Here is a 17,999-nt window from a genome sequence, read left to right as displayed (position 1 = left end):
CTCAGGCGTTGTTATCTGTCGAGACCCACGTCCTGCCACGACAGCGGGTCATCGTTCGGTTCCAGATGGGTCATGACCGTACTATCGGTGAAGAGACCCCGCAAATTCTGCTCGATCTCTTCGACGATGTCATGACCCTGCTGAACCGATAGCTTTCCCGAAACCAGAACATGGACGGAAATAAACCGGCGCGCCCCGGCCTGATGGGTGCGAAGCGCATGAAACTGGACTCCCTGAGCCTTGTATTTTTCAAGGACCGTATTGATCCGGTCTCTTTCGCATTTGGGGAGTGCGGAATCCATAAGTCCATAAACAGACCGTTTTACCAATTGATAGCCCGACCACAAAATATTGGCGGCGGCAAACAGCGCCACGAGAGAGTCCAGGGGTTGCCAGCTTGTCAGAGCCACCGCGCCCACGCCCGCAATAACGGCTGCCGACGTCCACACGTCTGTCAGCAGATGTTTGGCGTCGGCCTCCAACGTGATGGAATTATATTCCCGCCCCTTTTTGAGCAGAATCCACGCCACAACCCCATTGACCACAGAAGCCAGCGCGCAGATCATCAACCCAAGGCCCATCTGCTCAAGGGCTTGAGGAACCATCAACCGCCGGACGGCGGCATACGTAATGCTGAGGGCCGCCGCGAAGATCAGTGTTCCTTCGACACCTCCTGCAAAATACTCCGCCTTCCCATGACCGTAAGGATGGTCATCGTCGGGGGGACGGGCCGCGATCGTTAAAATGACGAGAGCAAATATCGCCGCCGCCAGGTTGACAAGGGATTCGACCGCATCGGAAAGGAGCCCGACCGATCCCGTGATCCAATAGGCAAAGCTTTTCAGAGCGATGGTCACAAGGGCCGCCGCGACAGAAAGCCAAGCGTAATTTTTGAGTTTGGCTCGATTCATGATGAGCTAAAAGAGCAGCGCTCCCGGACTAGGATTCGAACCTAGACTAGCAGATTCAGAGTCTGCCGTGCTACCGTTACACAATCCGGGAGCGCTGCTCTCAGGGTTTGATGATCTCCGGCCCTTTGGACCCGGCGCCCGAAGGCAAAATGATATCAGGTCCTTGAGCGGTTTTCTCGTCCTTCTTGTTCACTTCATCGGCAAAATTAAGTTCCAGGTCCGAGACCACGTTCGTCAGCATTTCGTTTTCTTTGGGCTGGAGGTTCCCCTCGGTCTTTTCCACCAGCATCCGCAGGAAATCAATGGTCACCTGCGCCTGCTGCAGGTCCTTCTCGATTTTCTGCGAGACCGGATGCGCGATCTTCCCCAGCTGGGACCACGCCGCGGTGGCCAGGGACATCACCAGGGCTAAAAATCGATAATCGGCTTCTCCGGGCTTTATTTGTTCTTCGTCAACCATAACATCCTCCGATCAATTGCATGTCCGGGCGGACAGCCCCGTCTTCCCATCGATTTTCTAAATAGTCGGGGCCGTCCCGACTATTGACTTACACGGGGGACGGGACAGCGGTCCGCCCCTACGATGCTGATATCTTTTGTGCACGGCCGATCCGCTCGAGCGTGCGCGTTTTTCCTAAATACTCCGCCATGTGAAACAAACTTGGGCCTTCGGTCCGGCCGGAAATGGCCACGCGCAGCGGGTGGAAGGTGGCGCCGTTCTTCACGCCGCGTTCTTTGGCCAGGGCTTTGCACATCTCTTCGATCTTGGCGGCGGAGAACGGCTCAAGCCCCGCCAACCGCATTTTTTCTTCCACGAGGATTTCCGCTGCCCCGGCCGCGCGCAGAACTTTGTCGACGGCTTCCGTTCGGTACTCGTAATCATCCCACAACAGAAAATCCGTCAGGCGCGGCACGTCCGTCAACAGTTTGATCTTTTCGTGCTCCAGGGCCACGGCCGCCGCGACTTGTTCCGCGGGAAGCTTCGCCAGATCCCGATTGGCAAAAAACGGTTTGGCCGCTTCGACCAGTTCGGGAACGGTTTTCTTGCGAATGTACTCTCCGTTCATCCAGATCAGCTTGGCCGGATCGAACGTGGATGGACTCTTGCCGCAGCGCTCCAGTAAAAACTTCTCCTTCATTTCCTGCGGGGTAAAGAGCTGCTGGCTGTCCTCGGTGCCCCACCCGAGCAAGGCGAGATAATTCAGCATCACTTCCGGCAGATAACCGGCTTCCCGGTACTCCGTCACGGAGGTGGCGCCATGCCGCTTGGACAGGCGGGAACCGTCAGACCCCAGGATCATGGCCAGGTGCGCAAACTCCGGCGGGGTCCAACCCAATCCCTGATAAACCAAGAGTTGCCGGGGCGTATTCGATAAATGGTCATCTCCCCGGATCACATGGCTGATCTTCATCCAATGATCATCCACGACGCAGGCAAAATTGTAGGTCGGCACACCGGACGTCTTCAGAATAACGAAATCTTCCAAAAATTCGTGCTCAAACTCTTTCGGCCCGTGGATGATGTCGGTAAATTGGACCTTCCCCTCGTGCGGGGTCTTAAAACGAATGGATTTCTTCCGTCCTTCGGCTTCTTTCGCCTGACGCTGCTGAGCGGTCAGCTCACGGCAGGCGCCGTTGTACTTCGGCGGGCGCTTGGCCAGGAGCGCGATCTCGCGCATCTTCTCGACTTCCTCATGCGTGCAGTAACATGGATAGGCTTTGCCTTCCTTCACGAGCTGGTCGCAGGCCGTCTGATACTTCTCCAGGCGCTGCATCTGGAAGTAGGGACCGTAGTCGCCTCGCACTGGGGTCTGACCCCCTGTTGCCGTGGCTGTTGGGTCTGACCCCAGGGCAGGGCCTTCATCCCAATCCAGTCCCAGCCAGGCCATGGAATCCAGGATTCCGCGCACCGAATCGTCCGTCGAGCGGAGTTCATCGGTATCTTCAATCCGGAGGATAAAGGTTCCCCCGCTGTGGCGGGCAAAGAGCCAGTTAAACAAAGCGGTGCGCGCTCCCCCGATATGGAGGAAGCCGGTCGGCGACGGCGCAAACCGAACCCGGATCGATGGATTCTTCGCGGTCATGTCTCGTATTCTAACAAACTCGGGCGGACAGCGGTCCGCCCCTACATATCTGATGGATATGTATTGTGCCAGGCCGTAGAGATATCAATGGAACTGTAGGGGCGCACCGCTGTGCGCCCGCCATCAATTTTATGCCAGGAATCCCCAGGTATGCAGAAGGTCGCCGTCCTGGACCCAGCGCTCTCCGATGTCTAACACCCTGGTGACAGTCACCAAGGTGTTTTCTCCCCTGTATGGCGTGAATAAAAATCCGTTTTCAGGCTCTAAGTAGAGAAGGGTCATTTCTAAGAGGAGCTCTACATGGATAACGTAACGATTCAAACCCATATATTTCGTCTTCGTGGTAAACCGGTCATGCTGGATAAAGATTTGGCAAGCCTGTATCAGGTGAAACCCATTGCTTTACGTCAGCAGGTCAAAAGGAATCTCGAAAGATTCCCGCCGGATTTCATGTTTACACTTTCCAACTATGAAACCGACCTCCTGGTATCACAAAATGTGATACCTACACGAAAGCATCTGGGCGGTTATCTCCCGTATGCATTTACTCAGGAAGGGATTGCCATGCTTTCGGGTGTATTAAAGAGCCCGCGAGCCGTCCTAGTGAACATCGCGATTATGCGAGCTTTTGTTAAACTACGTTACGCCGTGTTGTCCAGCCGCGACGTCGCTCGGCGGGTGGAGAAACTGGAAGGGAAAGTGGACGTCCATGAAACGGACATCCGCCTGATTCTTGAAGATGTCCGGCAATTGAAGAAAAAGTCCATCCCTACAGATCCGATTAATCCTGAGATTGTCTAATCTCATCCAGGCCTGACCGCATCCTTACCGAACCGGCCGCAATTTGCGACCACCTATCTCTTGGTATCACAGAATGTGATACCTTTACTAAAATAGAATCCCATCGCAATATGCGATAGCATCTAAAACCTTGGTGACAGTCACCGCAAGTGATGATTAAATTCAGCGGGCTGGGCGTGTCGTTTTTATCGTGCTGCACATTTCTGCCCCGATTTGCGACACCGCCCATTCTTAATCGGGTCCACTTCGAGAAACTCAACTGAAACCTCTCTGCAGACAAGCAGAAATCATTGCCTCTTCTCGGTGACTGTCACCAAGGTGTTCTATGGCCAATTCAGAGCAGTATTCGATGCCATCCGGAAACTGATGGAGAAACCAGCCCCTAAACCAAGACTGCCAGCCATCCCCCGCGTTAAGGGATTCATCCCAGCAACCTTTCGGTCAATACGCACCCGTTAGAAAACAGAATCCCATCGCAATATGCGATGGCATCTAACACCCTGGTGACAGTCACCGCAAGTGACGATCTAATTCAGTGAGCTGGGCGTGTCGTTTTTATCGTGCTGCACATTTCTGCCCCGATTTGCGACACTGCCCATTCTTAATCGGGTCCACTTCGAAAAACTTGATCAAAACGCCTTGAAAGATAAGCTGAAATCATTGCCCCTTCTCAGTGACTGTCACCAAGGTGTTCTGTGCCAGGTCGTAGAGATATCAATGGAACTGTAGGGGCGCACCGCTGTGCGCCCGCCATCTCATTAGAATCGGTAAGCTGGATTTTTCACATCAAAGTCTTTCTCGGTAAGCCCCGGATTGATTTTCAACTGGGCAAAGTGATACATCTCCAGCAACTCCCCGTTCCAATCGTAGACCTCGATCTTTACAGGTAAGATCAGTTCGGCGTCCATATAGATATGAATGACGCCCCCGTAATACCCTTTCCCTTCGGGAAAGTCCGCTTGGTAAACGAAGGTTTTTCGCCCGTCCAAAACGCCTTCCCCCTGTAAAGTGACCGTCCCTTCTTTTCGTTCTCTGGACCTCTGATAGTTTTCGACTATCAAATCGATGATGTGGCCCACCCCCGATTCATCGATGGAATGCCGATTATTTCGCATGGCCAGATGCCCTTTCGGGTTCAAAGACAATTTAATGAATCGGCCCAGGCCCGCCTTATGAAATTTCAGTTTATCGCCATAACGACCTTTGACGAAAATAGATTCACATCCGGCGAACTCCCCTTCCGTCCATTTAAAATAAACGCACAGGGGCTTCATAAAACGCATCTGAATGTTGTTTTGCTCCTTCAGACGTTTTCCAATCCGTTCTTTCCGGTGCATCAGGCAGGTATAATCCTGAACCTTCGCATAATTCTCGACAGATCGCGTGATGGCCTCATCGACTGTCAAGGAATAGGCCGGCGACCACGCCCCGATAAGACTCAACCCAATCAGAATCAGACTCAATTGTCGTTTCAAGGAATCCTCCTGTGGGTAAGATTAAAGTAATTCGGATGGATGGTTTTCCAGATGTTGCAGAATAACACCATGGTGACAGGCACCGCAAGTGATGATTAAATTCAGCGGGCTGGGTGTGTCGTTTTTGTTGTGCTTAACATTTCTGCCCCGATTTGTGACACCCAATCATTCTTAACCGGGTCTACTTCGAAAAACTCAATTGAAACCCCTCTTCTGACAAGCAGAAATCATAATTCCTTATCGGTGACTGTCACCAAGGTGTTCTAAGGCTGGCCTCATTCCTTTTTATAATTTAGTATCATAAATTCATGAATCATATCGGCTCTTTGCGATGGGCCATTATCATCGGCGGAATCGCTGGAGGCATTCTCCCTCTAGCAAGGGCATATTCTGATTACCCTTTGACAATACCAGTAGCCTTTGTCGTGATGGCTGCGTGTAATTATTTTTCTGTCAAATACCTGTGCCGTCGTCTTGATCAATCCGATGGACATATGCGAACGAAGGACAAAATGTTCTCCGGCGTTGTTCTGGCATTGCTTTCTGTCAGCATTGGAATCACTGCAATTGGTTTGGTTTCTGGATTAGAATTCTGGGAATGGGCATTTGTTATCTATCTGTTTGCATGGATCGGCTGTATTCCGATTGGAATATTCTGGGGGCTTGCCTATGGGTCGTATCTTCAAAGCTCAAGACTGGAAGTTGGTTTCAATAGAGTAGCTTATGCTTGCGCAAGCATCTTAGCTGTACTCTTCTTTTTTGTCTTTCCGATAATTCAGTGGTGGACCTCGAAAAGTTTCCATTACTATTAACAAATACTCCGTGTCGCATACTTTTCGCTTCAAAATCTGACCCTATTCCCAGCATCTCCACATTTATTGTCCAGACGCCACCGCTTACGACCACATACATTCATTCAACATCAGGGCGGCCAGCCGGCCGCCCCTACGTTTTTGCCGCGAGGGGTGCCGGCCTGCGCAGGAGCGCGACGTGAGGCCTGCGGCTTGTGAGCGAGAGCGGGTTAGCCGAGGACTGTTTGAGGCGCCAGACTTCTGGCGCCGAGTTCCGCAGGCTTCTCGAGCGGACAAGGCGAAGGTGTCAGGCCGGATGGAGCGCGATGCGCAGGGCGGTACCCCGAGCACAACTTGATGGATCCCCGACTACGACCGCGGGGATGACGGCCGGTTAGGCGAGAAAGCCCCAGGTATGCAGGAGGTCGCCGTCCTGGACCCAGCGGTCGCCGATGTCGGTGCGATAGAACATGTTCGGGATGATGATGGTTTTGACGCGGGTGTAAACCTGCTTGCGGGCTTCTTCCATGGTCGGGCCGGAGCCGGTGATCACGAGCGCGTAGCCGTCCCGCCCGGTGATTTTCCAATCTCCTTCTTCCAGCTTCACGTCCCCCATATGAATGCCGTCCATGTTGGGTTTGGTAAAGATGATCACGGCGTCTTCCGAAAACGCCCGGAACGTATCCAAGTCATGAAACGGCCACGGCGGCAGCGCAATGACAACACCTACCTGAAACCCTTTCTGCGTCTTGAGCGGGTATGGTTTTTTCTGGGCGATCGCGTAGAAAAATTCTCCCCAAGGGCTCGTCACCCCTTCCATCTGAATACTGATCGTCGGATACCCGAAGCGCGGGGTCATCTCCAGTGGATAAACGCCGCGCGCGGTGGCGATGCAGTTGATATCGAAGTAGCCCACATAGCCGGCGTCTCGCAGCTTGGGGACCATCTTCTCGATCGTTTCACGGTAAAGCCGGTTGGGCCCGGCAAAAAACATGGACGTTCCCATTTCTCCCGTGGACGGCCCGATTTCACCGGGGAACAGCCGCTTGTGCTCAAAGTTGATGCAGACCGGGAGAATAAAATCCTGACCATTAAAGAAACCGCCGACCGCCACCTCAATGCCGGAAAGAAATTTTTGGATCTGCAGGGAGCGGACTTTGCTGGCCCAGCCTTTTTTGTAGCGCTCCAGAATCGCGACCACATCCTTGCCGTCTTCTTCGCGGCCCACAAAAGACAGCACCTTGTCGTGCTGCGCTTTGCCGGAGGGCTTTACCACGTAGCGGGCGGGATTTTTCTGGACAAAGACGATCGCCTCATCAAATGAAGAGAATTCCCAGGAGTCGGGAATGGTGAGGCCGGCGGCTTTCATTTCCTGCGCGCCGAAGTCCCGGTCCAGCTCCAGCCGGTCGGTATACGTGGAACCGCCCACGACGGCTTTCCCATCTTTGCGCAGACGGTCCGCCAGCGCGCCAAACCCCACATCGTCGATGACGATCAGGTCCGCCCAGTCTTTATGCGGTTCCCACTCATCGACCTTGTCCAGGAAACCGTCGTACAGAACACGATCGGCCTTGGACTGCACATACCATTTGACGGAGTAACCTTCTTGTTTGAGCCGGTAGGCGAGGTCACCGGCGCACGCCTCGAGCGAGAGGATTAGAATATTTTTCGGGAGCTTGCCGTTGCCGTTGCCATTCCCGTTGCCGTTGCCATTTCCGTTGCCGTTGCCCATGTCAGTATGTTCAGTGTAGAGTGAAAATCGATTTTCGTCTATAGAAAAATGAAGAAATCAAAAAATAATTTCCCATTGCAATGACGGTTCAACTCCGTTATAGAGCGTACGGCGAATCGAGTCCAGGGTTGGCGAGGTTCGCGAAAACCCGTCCTCTAGCGAGGACGGGTTTTTTCTGGTGCGCCGGCGTTTATGCGCACCTGACACCGCCACCGCTAACAATAGGACGCGGTGAAGACATACAATTCCTTTATGGAACCGGATTGGCCAGCGCTGCGCGAACGGATGGTTCAGGACCAATTCGCGGCCCGCGGAATTCAGAATCCGCGTGTTTTAGAAGCGCTGGCCAAAATCCCCCGCCACTTGTTTGTGCCTGAACCGGCCCGCTCCCACGCCTACGAAGACCGGGCGCTGGCCATCGGTTTTGATCAGACCATTTCCCAACCCTGTATGGTCGGTATCATGCTGCAGGCGCTGCAGCTCATCGGGGATGAAACCGTTCTGGAAATCGGGACCGGAAGCGGTTACCAGGCGGCGCTGCTCGGGGAACTCGCCCGTAACGTGGACACGGTGGAAATCATCCCGGAGCTGGCGGCGCAGGCGAAACAGCTTTTGAAAAGGCTGGAGTACGCGAACGTTCGCGTTCATGCCCAGGACGGCTCCGGAGGGTTGCCGGCCCTGGGGCCGTATGACGCAATTGTCGTGGCCGCGAGCGCGCCCGACGTTCCTCCGCCGCTTTTGGATCAACTGACGGATCACGGGAAACTGCTTCTGCCGATTCGCCGCGGCGCGTATGACGTGCTGACCCTCATCCAAAAACAGGGGATCGCCTTCGTCAGGCAGGATCTGAACGAATGCACGTTTGTCCCCCTGCTGGGGCAATACGGCCAGAGCCTCTGAACGCAAGACGTCACGGCGAGCGAATGATAAAATGACCCTTCGATGAAACGCGCTGAACTGGATCGGCTGCTGCGGGAACGGGTCCTGATCTTTGATGGAGCTACCGGGACCAATCTTCAGCTTTACAATCCGACGATCGACGATTACGCGGGGCTGGAAGGCTGCACCGAGATCCTGCTCGACACCCATCCCGAATGGATCGAGGAACTGCACGCTTCTTTCTTCAAGGCCGGCTGCCAGGTGGTGGAGACGGACTCCTTCGGCGCCAACCGCATCGTCCTGGCAGACTACGGGATTGCGGATCGCGCGTATGAACTGAACGTCAAAGCGGCGAAGCTGGCGAAAAAGGTCGCGCGCGATTTTAGTTCTCCGGACAACCCCCGCTTTGTGGCCGGCTCCATGGGCCCCGGAACCAAGCTGCCGTCACTGGGTCACACCACCTTCGATGTTCTCCGCCAGAACTACGCAGAGCAAGCCTCCGGGCTCATCGCCGGCGGCGTGGACCTGCTGCTGATCGAGACCTGCCAGGATATTCTCCAAGTTAAAGCCGCCATCGCAGGTTCCTTCGACGCCCTCGCCAAAGCCAAAGCGGACCTGCCGGTGATGGTGCAGGTGACGGTCGAGGCGACCGGCACGCTGCTTCTGGGCACGGAAATCCCCGCGGTGATCACCGCGCTGGAACCCTATCCGATCGCTTCGCTGGGGATGAACTGCGCCACCGGCCCGCAGGAGATGTCCGAGCACGTGCATACGCTGTCCCAGCAGTGGCCGCGCTATATCTCCGTGCTGCCAAACGCCGGTCTTCCGGAAAACGTCGGAGGACGCGCGGTTTATAAGCTGACGCCGGACGACTTCGCCGCGCATCTCAAGGATTTCGTCACCCGCTACGGTGTCAACATCGTCGGCGGCTGCTGCGGCACGACACCGGCGCATCTGGCGAAAGCCGTTGAAGCGGTGAAAAATCTCACGCCGGGCCCGCGCAAGCCTGAGACGGTCGCGGGCTGTTCCAGTCTTTATATCCAGGTCCCTTTCCGTCAGGAACCGAAGCCGCTGATCATCGGGGAACGCACGAACGCCAACGGCTCCAAGAAATTCCGCGAGCTCCTGGCCCAGAACGATTATGACGCCCTGGCGGAGATGGGCAAAGAAGAAGCGGCCGAAGGAGCGCACCTGATCGATCTTTGCACCGCCTACGTGGGCCGCGACGAGGCGCACGACATGATCGAATGCGTGTCCCGCATGACCCAGCAGGTGCGCGTTCCCCTGATGATCGACTCCACCGAACCCCGCGTGATCGAAGAGGCTCTGAAGCGGGCCGGCGGGCGATGCATCATCAACTCCATCAATCTGGAAGACGGGGAAGAACGGATGAAAGCCGTCTGCCCCCTGGCCAAAACCTACGGCGCGGCGCTCGTCGCTCTCACCATCGACGAGCAGGGCATGGCCAAGGACCGTGACCGCAAAGTGGCGATCGCCAAACGCATCCACGATCTGGCGGTGGGCCGGTTCGGCCTGCGGCCGGAAGATCTCCTGTTCGATACGCTCACCTTCACGCTGGGCTCCGGAGATGACGCCTTCCGCAAAGCCGGCCTTGAAACGATTGAAGCGATCCGCCGGATCAAAATAGAGCTGCCGGGCGTTCACACCGTCCTTGGGGTTTCCAATATTTCCTTCGGCCTGGCGCCCCGGGTTCGCCAGGTCCTGAACTCGGTCTTTCTGCACTACGCGATCGAGGCCGGACTGGACGGTGCGATTGTGAACGCGAAGAAGATCCTCCCCCTTTACAAAATTGACGCCACAGGCCGGGAGTTGGCGCGCCGGTTGATATTTGATGAGCGCAAATTTACGTCATCCCCCGCGGGTTCTGGCGGGGGATCTATGCCTGGATCCCCGACTACGACCTCGGGGATGACAGCTGGGGATAACCGCGTAATGGTCTTTGATCCACTCACCGCGCTGATGACGCATTACGCTCAAGCGGAGGAAGTTTCCGCGGACACCAAATCCAAAACACCCAGAACCCTCGAAGAACAACTCAAAGCGCGCATCATCGACGGCAACAAGCAGGGGATTGAGAAACTGCTCGAGGAGGCGCTGAAGAAATACAGCCCGCTCGACATTATCAACTCGATCCTTCTGGACGGGATGCGGGTGGTGGGCGAACTCTTTGGCAAGGGCCAGATGCAGCTTCCCTTCGTGCTCCAGTCGGCTGAAACGATGAAAGCGGCGGTGCGCACGCTCGAACCCTTTATGCCTAAATCCGATGCCGGGCGGCATAAAGGCAAGATGGTCCTGGCCACCGTCAAAGGCGACGTCCATGACATCGGCAAGAACCTAGTGGACATCATTTTGACCAACAACGGCTACAAGGTGGTGAACCTCGGCATCAAGATGCCGATCGACGACATTTTAAAGGCCGCGGAAAAGGAAAAAGCGGACGCGATCGGCATGTCCGGGCTTCTGGTCAAATCGACCGCCGTCATGAAGGAAAACCTGGAGGAAATGAATCGCCGGGGCGTCAAAACGCCGGTGATTCTGGGCGGCGCTGCGCTGACCCGGCGGTTTGTGGAAGAAGATCTGCGCCAGCTCTATGAAGGGTATGTTTTTTACGGTGAAGACGCTTTTGCCGGCTTGCGCGTCATGGACGAGCTGACGAATTCAGCCGTTGAAAAGAAACTCACGATTTATGAGACACGGGGCGGCTCCGGCCAGACCACGAAACCCGGCACGGATCCCGTACCGGCGCCGGCGGTTTTTGTCCCCCTGAAAAAACCCGCTGCCATTCCCAAACCACCTTTCTGGGGCAGTCGGGTAGCGCGCGGCATTTCTTTGAAAGATGTTTTTCCTTATATCAATGAAACCGCGCTGCTGAAGGTCCGCTGGGGTTTTTCCCGCGGCAAAACCGAACAAGCGGATTACACGAAGCTCATGGAAGAAACGGTTCAGCCGCTTTTCCAGAAATGGAAGGATGTCTGTCTCAAACAGCAGCTTCTAATTCCTCAGGTGGTTTATGGCTATTTCCCCTGCCAATCCGAAGAGGACAACCTGATTCTCTACCGCGAAGACCAGAAGACCGAATGGCTGCGCTTCAACTTTCCGCGCCAGAGAACCTCGCCGCAGCGAAGTATCAGCGATTTCTTTTTGCCAAAGGAATCAGGCCGGATGGATGTTTTGGGCTGCTTTATCGTGACCGTCGGCACCAAAGCCAGCGAAGAAGCGCATGCCCTCTTCAAGAAAAACTCCTACAGCGATTACCTGTATCTTCATGGCCTGAGCGTGGAGACCGCCGAGGCGCTGGCGGAGTACTGGCACCGCCGCATGCGTGAGGAGCTGCGGATCCAGAAGGAAGACGCGCCGGAGATCCGCGAATGGTTCCACCAGAAATACCAGGGGAGCCGCTATTCCTTCGGCTACCCCGCCTGCCCCAACCTGGCGGATCAGAAGAAGCTATTCGATCTGCTGCAGCCCGAACGCATTCAGGTCTCACTCAGCGAAGAAGATCAGCTCGTTCCCGAACAATCGACGTCCGCCATCGTTGTCCACCACCCCGAAGCCAAGTATTTCAGCGTTTAGGATTAATTGTGTCTTCCTCCGTATGGATTGATGAGCTGAAGAAAATTGTTGGGGCGGCGGATCTGATTGAGGATCCGGACCGGCTGGCGAGTTTCGCCGGGGATGAGTTTTCCCTTCCAACCTTCCGCCAGAATCCCCTCGCTGCGGTCCGGCCGCACAACGCCGAGGAAATTTCCCGAATTCTGAAACTGGCCAACCAACACAAGATCCCGGTCACCCCACGCGGAGGCGGTACGGGACTTTGCGGCGCGTGCGTGCCTTCGCCCGAAGGGATCGTTCTCTTGTTCGATCACCTGAACCGCGTCCTCGAGGTCGACAAAGAAAACCTCATGGTCTCTGTTGAAGCCGGCGTCCCATTACACGATCTCTACGCGGTGATTGAAAAAGATGGTCTCTTCTTCCCCCCGCATCCCGGCGCAGACACCGCGCAGATCGGCGGAGTGATCGCCACCAATGCCGGAGGATCACGTGCCGTTAAATACGGGACGTTGCGGAATTTCCTGCGCGGGGCTGAGGTGGTACTGCCGCAGGGCGAAATTCTTCAGCTCGGCGGCAAGCTGGTCAAAAACAGCACCGGTTTCAACCTGCTTCACTTATTGGTCGGATCCGAAGGCTTGCTGGGAGTCTTCACGAAGGCCGTTATCGCGCTTCTGCCAAAACCCCGGCATACCGCCACGCTGATCGTTCCCTACCCCACCATCGCGCAGGCGATTGGAACTGTTCCGGAGATTATCCGGCGAAACCTGGAACCGCTGGCCGTCGAGTTTATGGAAGCGGACAGCATCGCCCTGACGGAAGAACGCCTGCACCGGAAGTGGCCGGCCAAAGGCGCTCAGGCGTATCTCATGATTATCGTGGAGGCATCAGGACTGGCGGAACTGGAAGCGCTCTGGGTGACCCTGCAGGAACTTTGCGAGAAGCATGGCGCAGGTGAGATTTTTGTGGCGGAGTCGGAGTCTCAACAGAAAGACGTGCTCGACTTCCGCAGCCAGATGTATGAAGCGATGAAACCGCTGTGCCTGGAGATTCTGGATATCGTGGTGCCGCGCTCAGCGATTGCCGCGCATGTGGAAGCGGTTCACGCCATTGAGCGGAAATTCGGGGTCTGGCTGCCGACGTACGGCCACGCGGGCGACGGGAACGTTCACTCCCACATCATGCGGGTGGCTTTCAAAGACGGAAAACCGGATTTCAGGAAACAGTTGGACTGGGACGCGCTGTATCACCCGATCCGCGACGCTCTGCACGCTGACGCGCGCCAGCGCGGAGGCATGGTCTCAGGGGAGCACGGCATCGGGCTGGCGAAGAAAGAATACCTCTCAGAGTTTGTCGGCCCCGGCGCGGTCACCCTCATGCGCGGCATCAAGTACCTCCTCGACCCCAACCACATCCTCAACCCCGGCAAAGTCTTTTAGAACCGGTGCTGGGCTCTTCCACGCCCACTCGCTCCAGTGCGGTTTCTTAACGCTCAAAGTTCGGCATCGCCACCCTCCAAAACTACCGTCGGGATGGCGAACAACTTGCCGAACTTTTCACTAAAACCGCAGTCGCTCGATTGGTCGCGGAAGAGCCCAGCACCGAATCCCTGGGTGAACTATTAGAACTGGAAGCAGTCGCTTCGGCTCAGATAGCCTTCGGGGACCCATCACCGCCCGTACATGAGAAATCTGAATCTCTAAGGACGCAATTTGCGACCTTAGAAAAGAAGGACTTTTTACGGGTTCGTTACCGGGAACCATTTCTGGATGTACTTTTTTCCATTGGCTTCGATCACGAATTGCCATTTTCCCGGTTTATCCCGATCTGGATTGAAACTGTGATAGAACCAAATATACCACCGCTTTTTTTGAGGAGTGGCGATCACTGGATAGTTTAAAACTTCTCTCCCGGCTCCATCATAAATTCTGCCAACAAAAGAATATTTCCGGCCAGCTTCCAGATCCCATGCTGAATAAATAATGATTTCTCCTTTTTTGATGGTCGCTTTATCGAGATGATCGACAGGGTTGTTATTGTGGTCTAACGCTGACGTAAAGAAGCAGTCAATCGCTTGAGGCTCAATCCCGGGAAGGTTTATGTTCTCCTCTCCCGGCTTGATGTTGGCGTTGGTTGGCTCGATAGAATCCAGAATAGATATCCATCGGTTATTGAATTTCCAGTACAAGAAATAGTGACCTTTTTTATCGAGATTAACAGAGGCAGGAAAAAACATGAACCGACATTTTCCCCTTCCTCGCGGACCTTGGACGAGAAAAAACATTGAAGTCGGGCCTACTGAGCTCATGTCATCACGCCTGGGTATTGGTGTCACCTCCATAGGGGTTCCGACATTTGCAGCAATAGTACGTGAGCTTGTAATTCTAGAGTTTGCTGCCTGGAGAAACTGATTCAGGTTAGTGTCATTGGGACCGTCCTCCGAAGGTAACGATGTACCGTGAGGTTCCTTTCGGGCGACCCGCTGATAGGCCCCAATGGCCCCAAGGAGAATGCATCCGACCAGGACTAAGAATCCAGTCGAGGCTACGGGGGGTTTTTTCGATTGGATGGGAGGTTCCGACTGATAGATGGCCGCACATAATTTGCCGAGACCCCAGAGCACGCACCCTGTCAGCACGAGTTGGGATATCAGAAAGGGGACGCTGCTTCCACTAGTTTCATCTGCTATAGAAACGGGGAAATATTTCAAGAGCCATGAAACAAGAAAAGGATGCATCAATAGGGTATAAGCGAGAACGGTCGCCCCAAAAACCCGAGCGGCAATTCCCCTCAATTGAATTGAAGGAGATAGCGTCATTCGGCCCGTGATGAGTGCCCAAAGTCCGGCTATCCACAAAATGAGAGTCATAATCGTCCGCCTCTTTTTCTTGAAAACGGAAAACTGTAATCGATATGAAAGTTTAATAAATTGAGAAGAAAATACCTACGCACTGAATTGAGAGTTTCTAAACCCTTCGGAGCCGGGGGACCCGGGGTCCCGACGGACGACTTGCGGATTGAGCGACACGAGCGAACCGTTTTGGCGATGCCGGCGGGGTGTGATGGAGGCTCGCCTGGTTCGGGAGTGGAGCGACGGTCGCCAGAAAGGTGGCGACCGGCAATCTGCGCTGGAGTCCGGAGGGGCGCCGGGTCCCCCGGCGATTATTTAAGGGCGGTGCGGAGTTTTAGTTGAGTAGCGGCGGGAATCTTTTTGGACGGGGTGGCGCGGAGCATCCATTCGCTCCAGGAGCCCTGCACGCGGCCGAAAATCGGCTGAATGCGTTCATGCCTGGGCGCGCCATAAACATACTTTTTAGGAAGCTGCTTCAGAAGCGCCGGGGAGGTTTCCTGCAGCTGGAGCCGGAGGAAGGCGTCAATCCCGTGACGCGCCGCGTCGATTTTGCCGGCCAGAGCCGCTTGAATCCCGGCCCCTTTCAAAACCCCGTTATCCAGGACGACCATCCCGTCGCTGGCCTTCCAGTCCGCGCTCGCGAACGTAAACGGAAGTCCCTTCTCATCAAAATCCCGGACCTTCTTCCTGAAATAGGCCAGGGTATGGGCTTTGGCGAGGCTCTTCAGCGTAGCCGGAGGAAACCGGAGCGTCCCGTTTTTGATCTCCGCCACGCCGTTGCCGCTCAAACTGGACCAGGAGCGCGACGATAAGCTGATTTTAAAATCGTTGATGAAACCGGTCAGCTTCCCGTCCAGATCCAGCCCTCCGGCCATGGGAAATAACGTTTGCAGCGGCAAGTCCTGCGCACCGGCCCGCAGAGACAGGACCGAGTCTCCGACCTCCGCGGACACCTGCCCTTTCACTTCCATCAGCCCATCGCCCAGAGACGCCGTGTGATAGAACGTCATGCTGCTGGCCATCCAGACGAAGTGGGTTTTCCAGTCGTGGAGAACCGCCCGTTTATCGGATTCCACCGCCCACCCGGGCCAATGAATATAAAACTTAGCGAAGGCATACGCGTTATCCAGCCGCCATTCGGACGATTGTCCGTTGACATCGATCGCGCCGGGGCTTCCCGTCATCTTCAAAATCCATTGGCGCCCGGCTTCGGCCAGACGAAGCTCCCCCGACCATTTGAGTTGAGAAAAAAACTGCCCTTTCCCTTCGAACATGAACGTGACCGGGGTCGCCATGGTCAGGCTCCCGCTGGCTCGAGCCGTCTGTCGATTCCGGTCGAAGCTCACGTCCATATCCTTCAACAGCAGTTCCTGCGGCCCGGACTCATCGGAAGCGCTCCATTGCCATTCGCCTTTTTGAAAGGCGAGGGTCCGCAGCGGCCAGGCGTCCGATCCGTCCCCCTGGAAGCCGGCTCCCAGCCATTCGTCATAATCCCATGTGCCATTGGCCCGGCGATGCGTAAAGAGAGTCCACTGATTAAACGTCAACCCGGAAGGAACAAACCGGGCCTGGAAGAGACTGGGCCAATCCAGCAGGGCATCAATTTGCTTCACATGGAATAACGGAGTCCCCGTGGCCTGAAGAACCGTCACATCCTGCAGCCGGAGGCAGGGCGGAAAAAAGAGGGCTTCGAGCTTCCCAATCTGGACCGGATGCCCCAGATGGCGGGATAAATACCGGGACACGTCCGCGCGATGGCTTTCAGGATGGAACAGGAGGGAAAGACCAACAAGACCGCCGATCAGCAGGACAAGGGCAATGACGAAAGGGAGAAGTCGTTTCATAGCCTCACGGGGTCCAACAACCTGTCATCCCCCGCGGTCTCTGGCGGGGGATCCATCATGCTGTACGGCAGGATAGATTCCCGGCCAGTGGCTGCCGGGAATGACGTATTACGGGATCACCTTGTTCAGCGGGTACTCAATGATTCCCTGCGCCCCGGCCCGCTTGAGCTGCGGGATCAGGCGCTTCACCATCTTTTCTTCAATGATCACTTCAATCGCGGACCAGCCGGTTTCGCTGAGCGCTGAAATCGTCGGGCGCTTGAGCGCCGGCAGAAGCTTCATCAGGTTCTCAAGGTTTTTCTGTTCCACATTCATTTTGAGCCCGACCATGCCTTCCGAGGCCAGCGCTCCCTGCAGCAGCATCGCGATATTTTCCATTTTCTCGCGCTTCCAGGGGTCCTTCCAGGCAGTCCCATTGGCGATAAACCGGGTACTGGACGTCAGGAGATCATCGACGATCCGCAGTTTGTTCGCCCGTAGAGAACTCCCGGTTTCCGTCAGTTCGACGATGGCATCCACCAGAAACCCGGCTTTGGCCTCCGTCGCGCCCCAGGAAAACTCCACGTCCGCTTTCACGCCGTGTTTCTCAAGATATTTTTTCGTGACACCGACCAGCTCGGTGGCGATGCGCTTTCCTTCCAGGTCTTTGACGGACTTGATCGGAGAGTCATTCGGAACCGCCAGCACCCACCGGACCGGGCGGAAACCGCTTTTCGCATAAAGCAATTCGCAGATCTCATGCACCTGGGCACCGGATTCCATGACCCAGTCATGACCGGTCAGGCCGGCGTCAAAAGCGCCGTCCGCCACGTAGCGCGCCATTTCCTGCGAACGCACCAGCATGATCTCCAATTCGTCGTCATCGGAGGTCGGGAAATAGGATCGATCCGAGGCATAGACCCGGATGCCGGCCCGCTTGAAAATTTCGAGGGTGGCTTCCTGCAGGCTTCCCTTGGGAAGGCCTAATTTAAGCTTCGACGTATTAACCATAGATTCGAATTATAGCAAACCCTTCATTTCTGATTGTCATCCCCCGCGGACTCTGGCGGCCCCGACCTCCC

The 17,999-nt window shown here is 55.5% G+C and carries 13 protein-coding genes and 1 tRNA gene; 5 read left to right on the top strand and 9 right to left on the bottom strand.

What is annotated here, in order from left to right:
- Positions 1-11: 11 nt before the first annotated feature.
- The 4 genes from WC859_04670 to gltX all read right to left on the bottom strand — a co-directional run bounded on the left by WC859_04670 (position 12) and on the right by gltX (position 2,995).
- A complete protein-coding gene (locus WC859_04670) occupies positions 12-911 on the bottom strand; it encodes a cation diffusion facilitator family transporter (GenBank protein ID MFA5975441.1) in 900 nt (299 codons plus the stop codon).
- Positions 912-931: 20 nt separating this feature from the next.
- Positions 932-1,002, bottom strand: a tRNA-Gln gene (locus WC859_04665).
- Positions 1,003-1,011: 9 nt separating this feature from the next.
- Positions 1,012-1,371, bottom strand: a complete 360-nt coding sequence (locus tag WC859_04660) for a DUF1844 domain-containing protein (GenBank protein MFA5975440.1) — start codon at positions 1,369-1,371, stop codon at positions 1,012-1,014.
- Positions 1,372-1,489: 118 nt separating this feature from the next.
- The gene (gltX, locus tag WC859_04655; GenBank protein ID MFA5975439.1) at positions 1,490-2,995 is read right to left on the bottom strand and encodes a glutamate--tRNA ligase; all 1,506 of its coding nucleotides are present in this window, start codon (positions 2,993-2,995) and stop codon (positions 1,490-1,492) included.
- A gap of 300 nt (positions 2,996-3,295) precedes the next feature.
- On the opposite strand from gltX, the gene WC859_04650 reads away from it, so the two are divergent.
- A complete protein-coding gene (locus WC859_04650; protein MFA5975438.1) occupies positions 3,296-3,796 on the top strand; it encodes an ORF6N domain-containing protein in 501 nt (166 codons plus the stop codon).
- Between the two features lie 758 nt (positions 3,797-4,554).
- Here WC859_04650 and WC859_04645 read toward each other — a convergent pair.
- Complete coding sequence (locus tag WC859_04645; protein MFA5975437.1) at positions 4,555-5,271, bottom strand: DUF1571 domain-containing protein; 717 nt, start codon at positions 5,269-5,271, stop codon at positions 4,555-4,557.
- 308 nt (positions 5,272-5,579) lie between these two features.
- Between WC859_04645 and WC859_04640 the strand changes: the two genes are divergently transcribed.
- Complete coding sequence (locus WC859_04640) at positions 5,580-6,083, top strand: hypothetical protein (protein ID MFA5975436.1); 504 nt, start codon at positions 5,580-5,582, stop codon at positions 6,081-6,083.
- Between the two features lie 373 nt (positions 6,084-6,456).
- Here WC859_04640 and WC859_04635 read toward each other — a convergent pair whose 3' ends face one another.
- On the bottom strand, positions 6,457-7,794 hold the full coding sequence (locus WC859_04635; GenBank protein MFA5975435.1) for a phosphoribosylglycinamide synthetase C domain-containing protein: 1,338 nt from the start codon (positions 7,792-7,794) through the stop codon (positions 6,457-6,459).
- A 231-nt stretch (positions 7,795-8,025) separates the two neighbouring features.
- Between WC859_04635 and WC859_04630 the strand changes: the two genes are divergently transcribed.
- From WC859_04630 to WC859_04620, 3 genes are read left to right on the top strand one after another with little or no spacing between them, the layout of a single operon-like run.
- Positions 8,026-8,694, top strand: coding sequence for a protein-L-isoaspartate(D-aspartate) O-methyltransferase (locus tag WC859_04630; protein ID MFA5975434.1), 669 nt, complete (start codon positions 8,026-8,028; stop codon positions 8,692-8,694).
- Between the two features lie 42 nt (positions 8,695-8,736).
- Positions 8,737-12,267 (top strand): methionine synthase, encoded by a 3,531-nt coding sequence (metH, locus tag WC859_04625; GenBank protein MFA5975433.1) that lies wholly within the window; start codon positions 8,737-8,739, stop codon positions 12,265-12,267.
- A gap of 8 nt (positions 12,268-12,275) precedes the next feature.
- On the top strand, positions 12,276-13,682 hold the full coding sequence (locus WC859_04620) for an FAD-binding oxidoreductase (protein MFA5975432.1): 1,407 nt from the start codon (positions 12,276-12,278) through the stop codon (positions 13,680-13,682).
- A gap of 299 nt (positions 13,683-13,981) precedes the next feature.
- Here WC859_04620 and WC859_04615 read toward each other — a convergent pair whose 3' ends face one another.
- The 3 genes from WC859_04615 to hisG all read right to left on the bottom strand — a co-directional run bounded on the left by WC859_04615 (position 13,982) and on the right by hisG (position 17,928).
- Entirely contained in the window at positions 13,982-15,112 is a 1,131-nt protein-coding gene (locus tag WC859_04615; GenBank protein MFA5975431.1) for a hypothetical protein, read from the bottom strand.
- 293 nt (positions 15,113-15,405) lie between these two features.
- Positions 15,406-16,938: an AsmA-like C-terminal region-containing protein gene (locus tag WC859_04610; protein ID MFA5975430.1), complete on the bottom strand. Its 1,533-nt coding sequence runs from the start codon at positions 16,936-16,938 to the stop codon at positions 15,406-15,408.
- Between the two features lie 108 nt (positions 16,939-17,046).
- Complete coding sequence (hisG, locus tag WC859_04605; protein ID MFA5975429.1) at positions 17,047-17,928, bottom strand: ATP phosphoribosyltransferase; 882 nt, start codon at positions 17,926-17,928, stop codon at positions 17,047-17,049.
- Between the last annotated feature and the right edge of the window lie 71 nt (positions 17,929-17,999).

The sequence above is a fragment of the Elusimicrobiota bacterium genome, assembly GCA_041660185.1.
In the GTDB taxonomy this organism is placed as follows: domain Bacteria; phylum Elusimicrobiota; class Elusimicrobia; order 2-01-FULL-59-12; family 2-01-FULL-59-12; genus JBAZWU01.
This window is presented reverse-complemented; position numbering and strand designations above follow the sequence as displayed.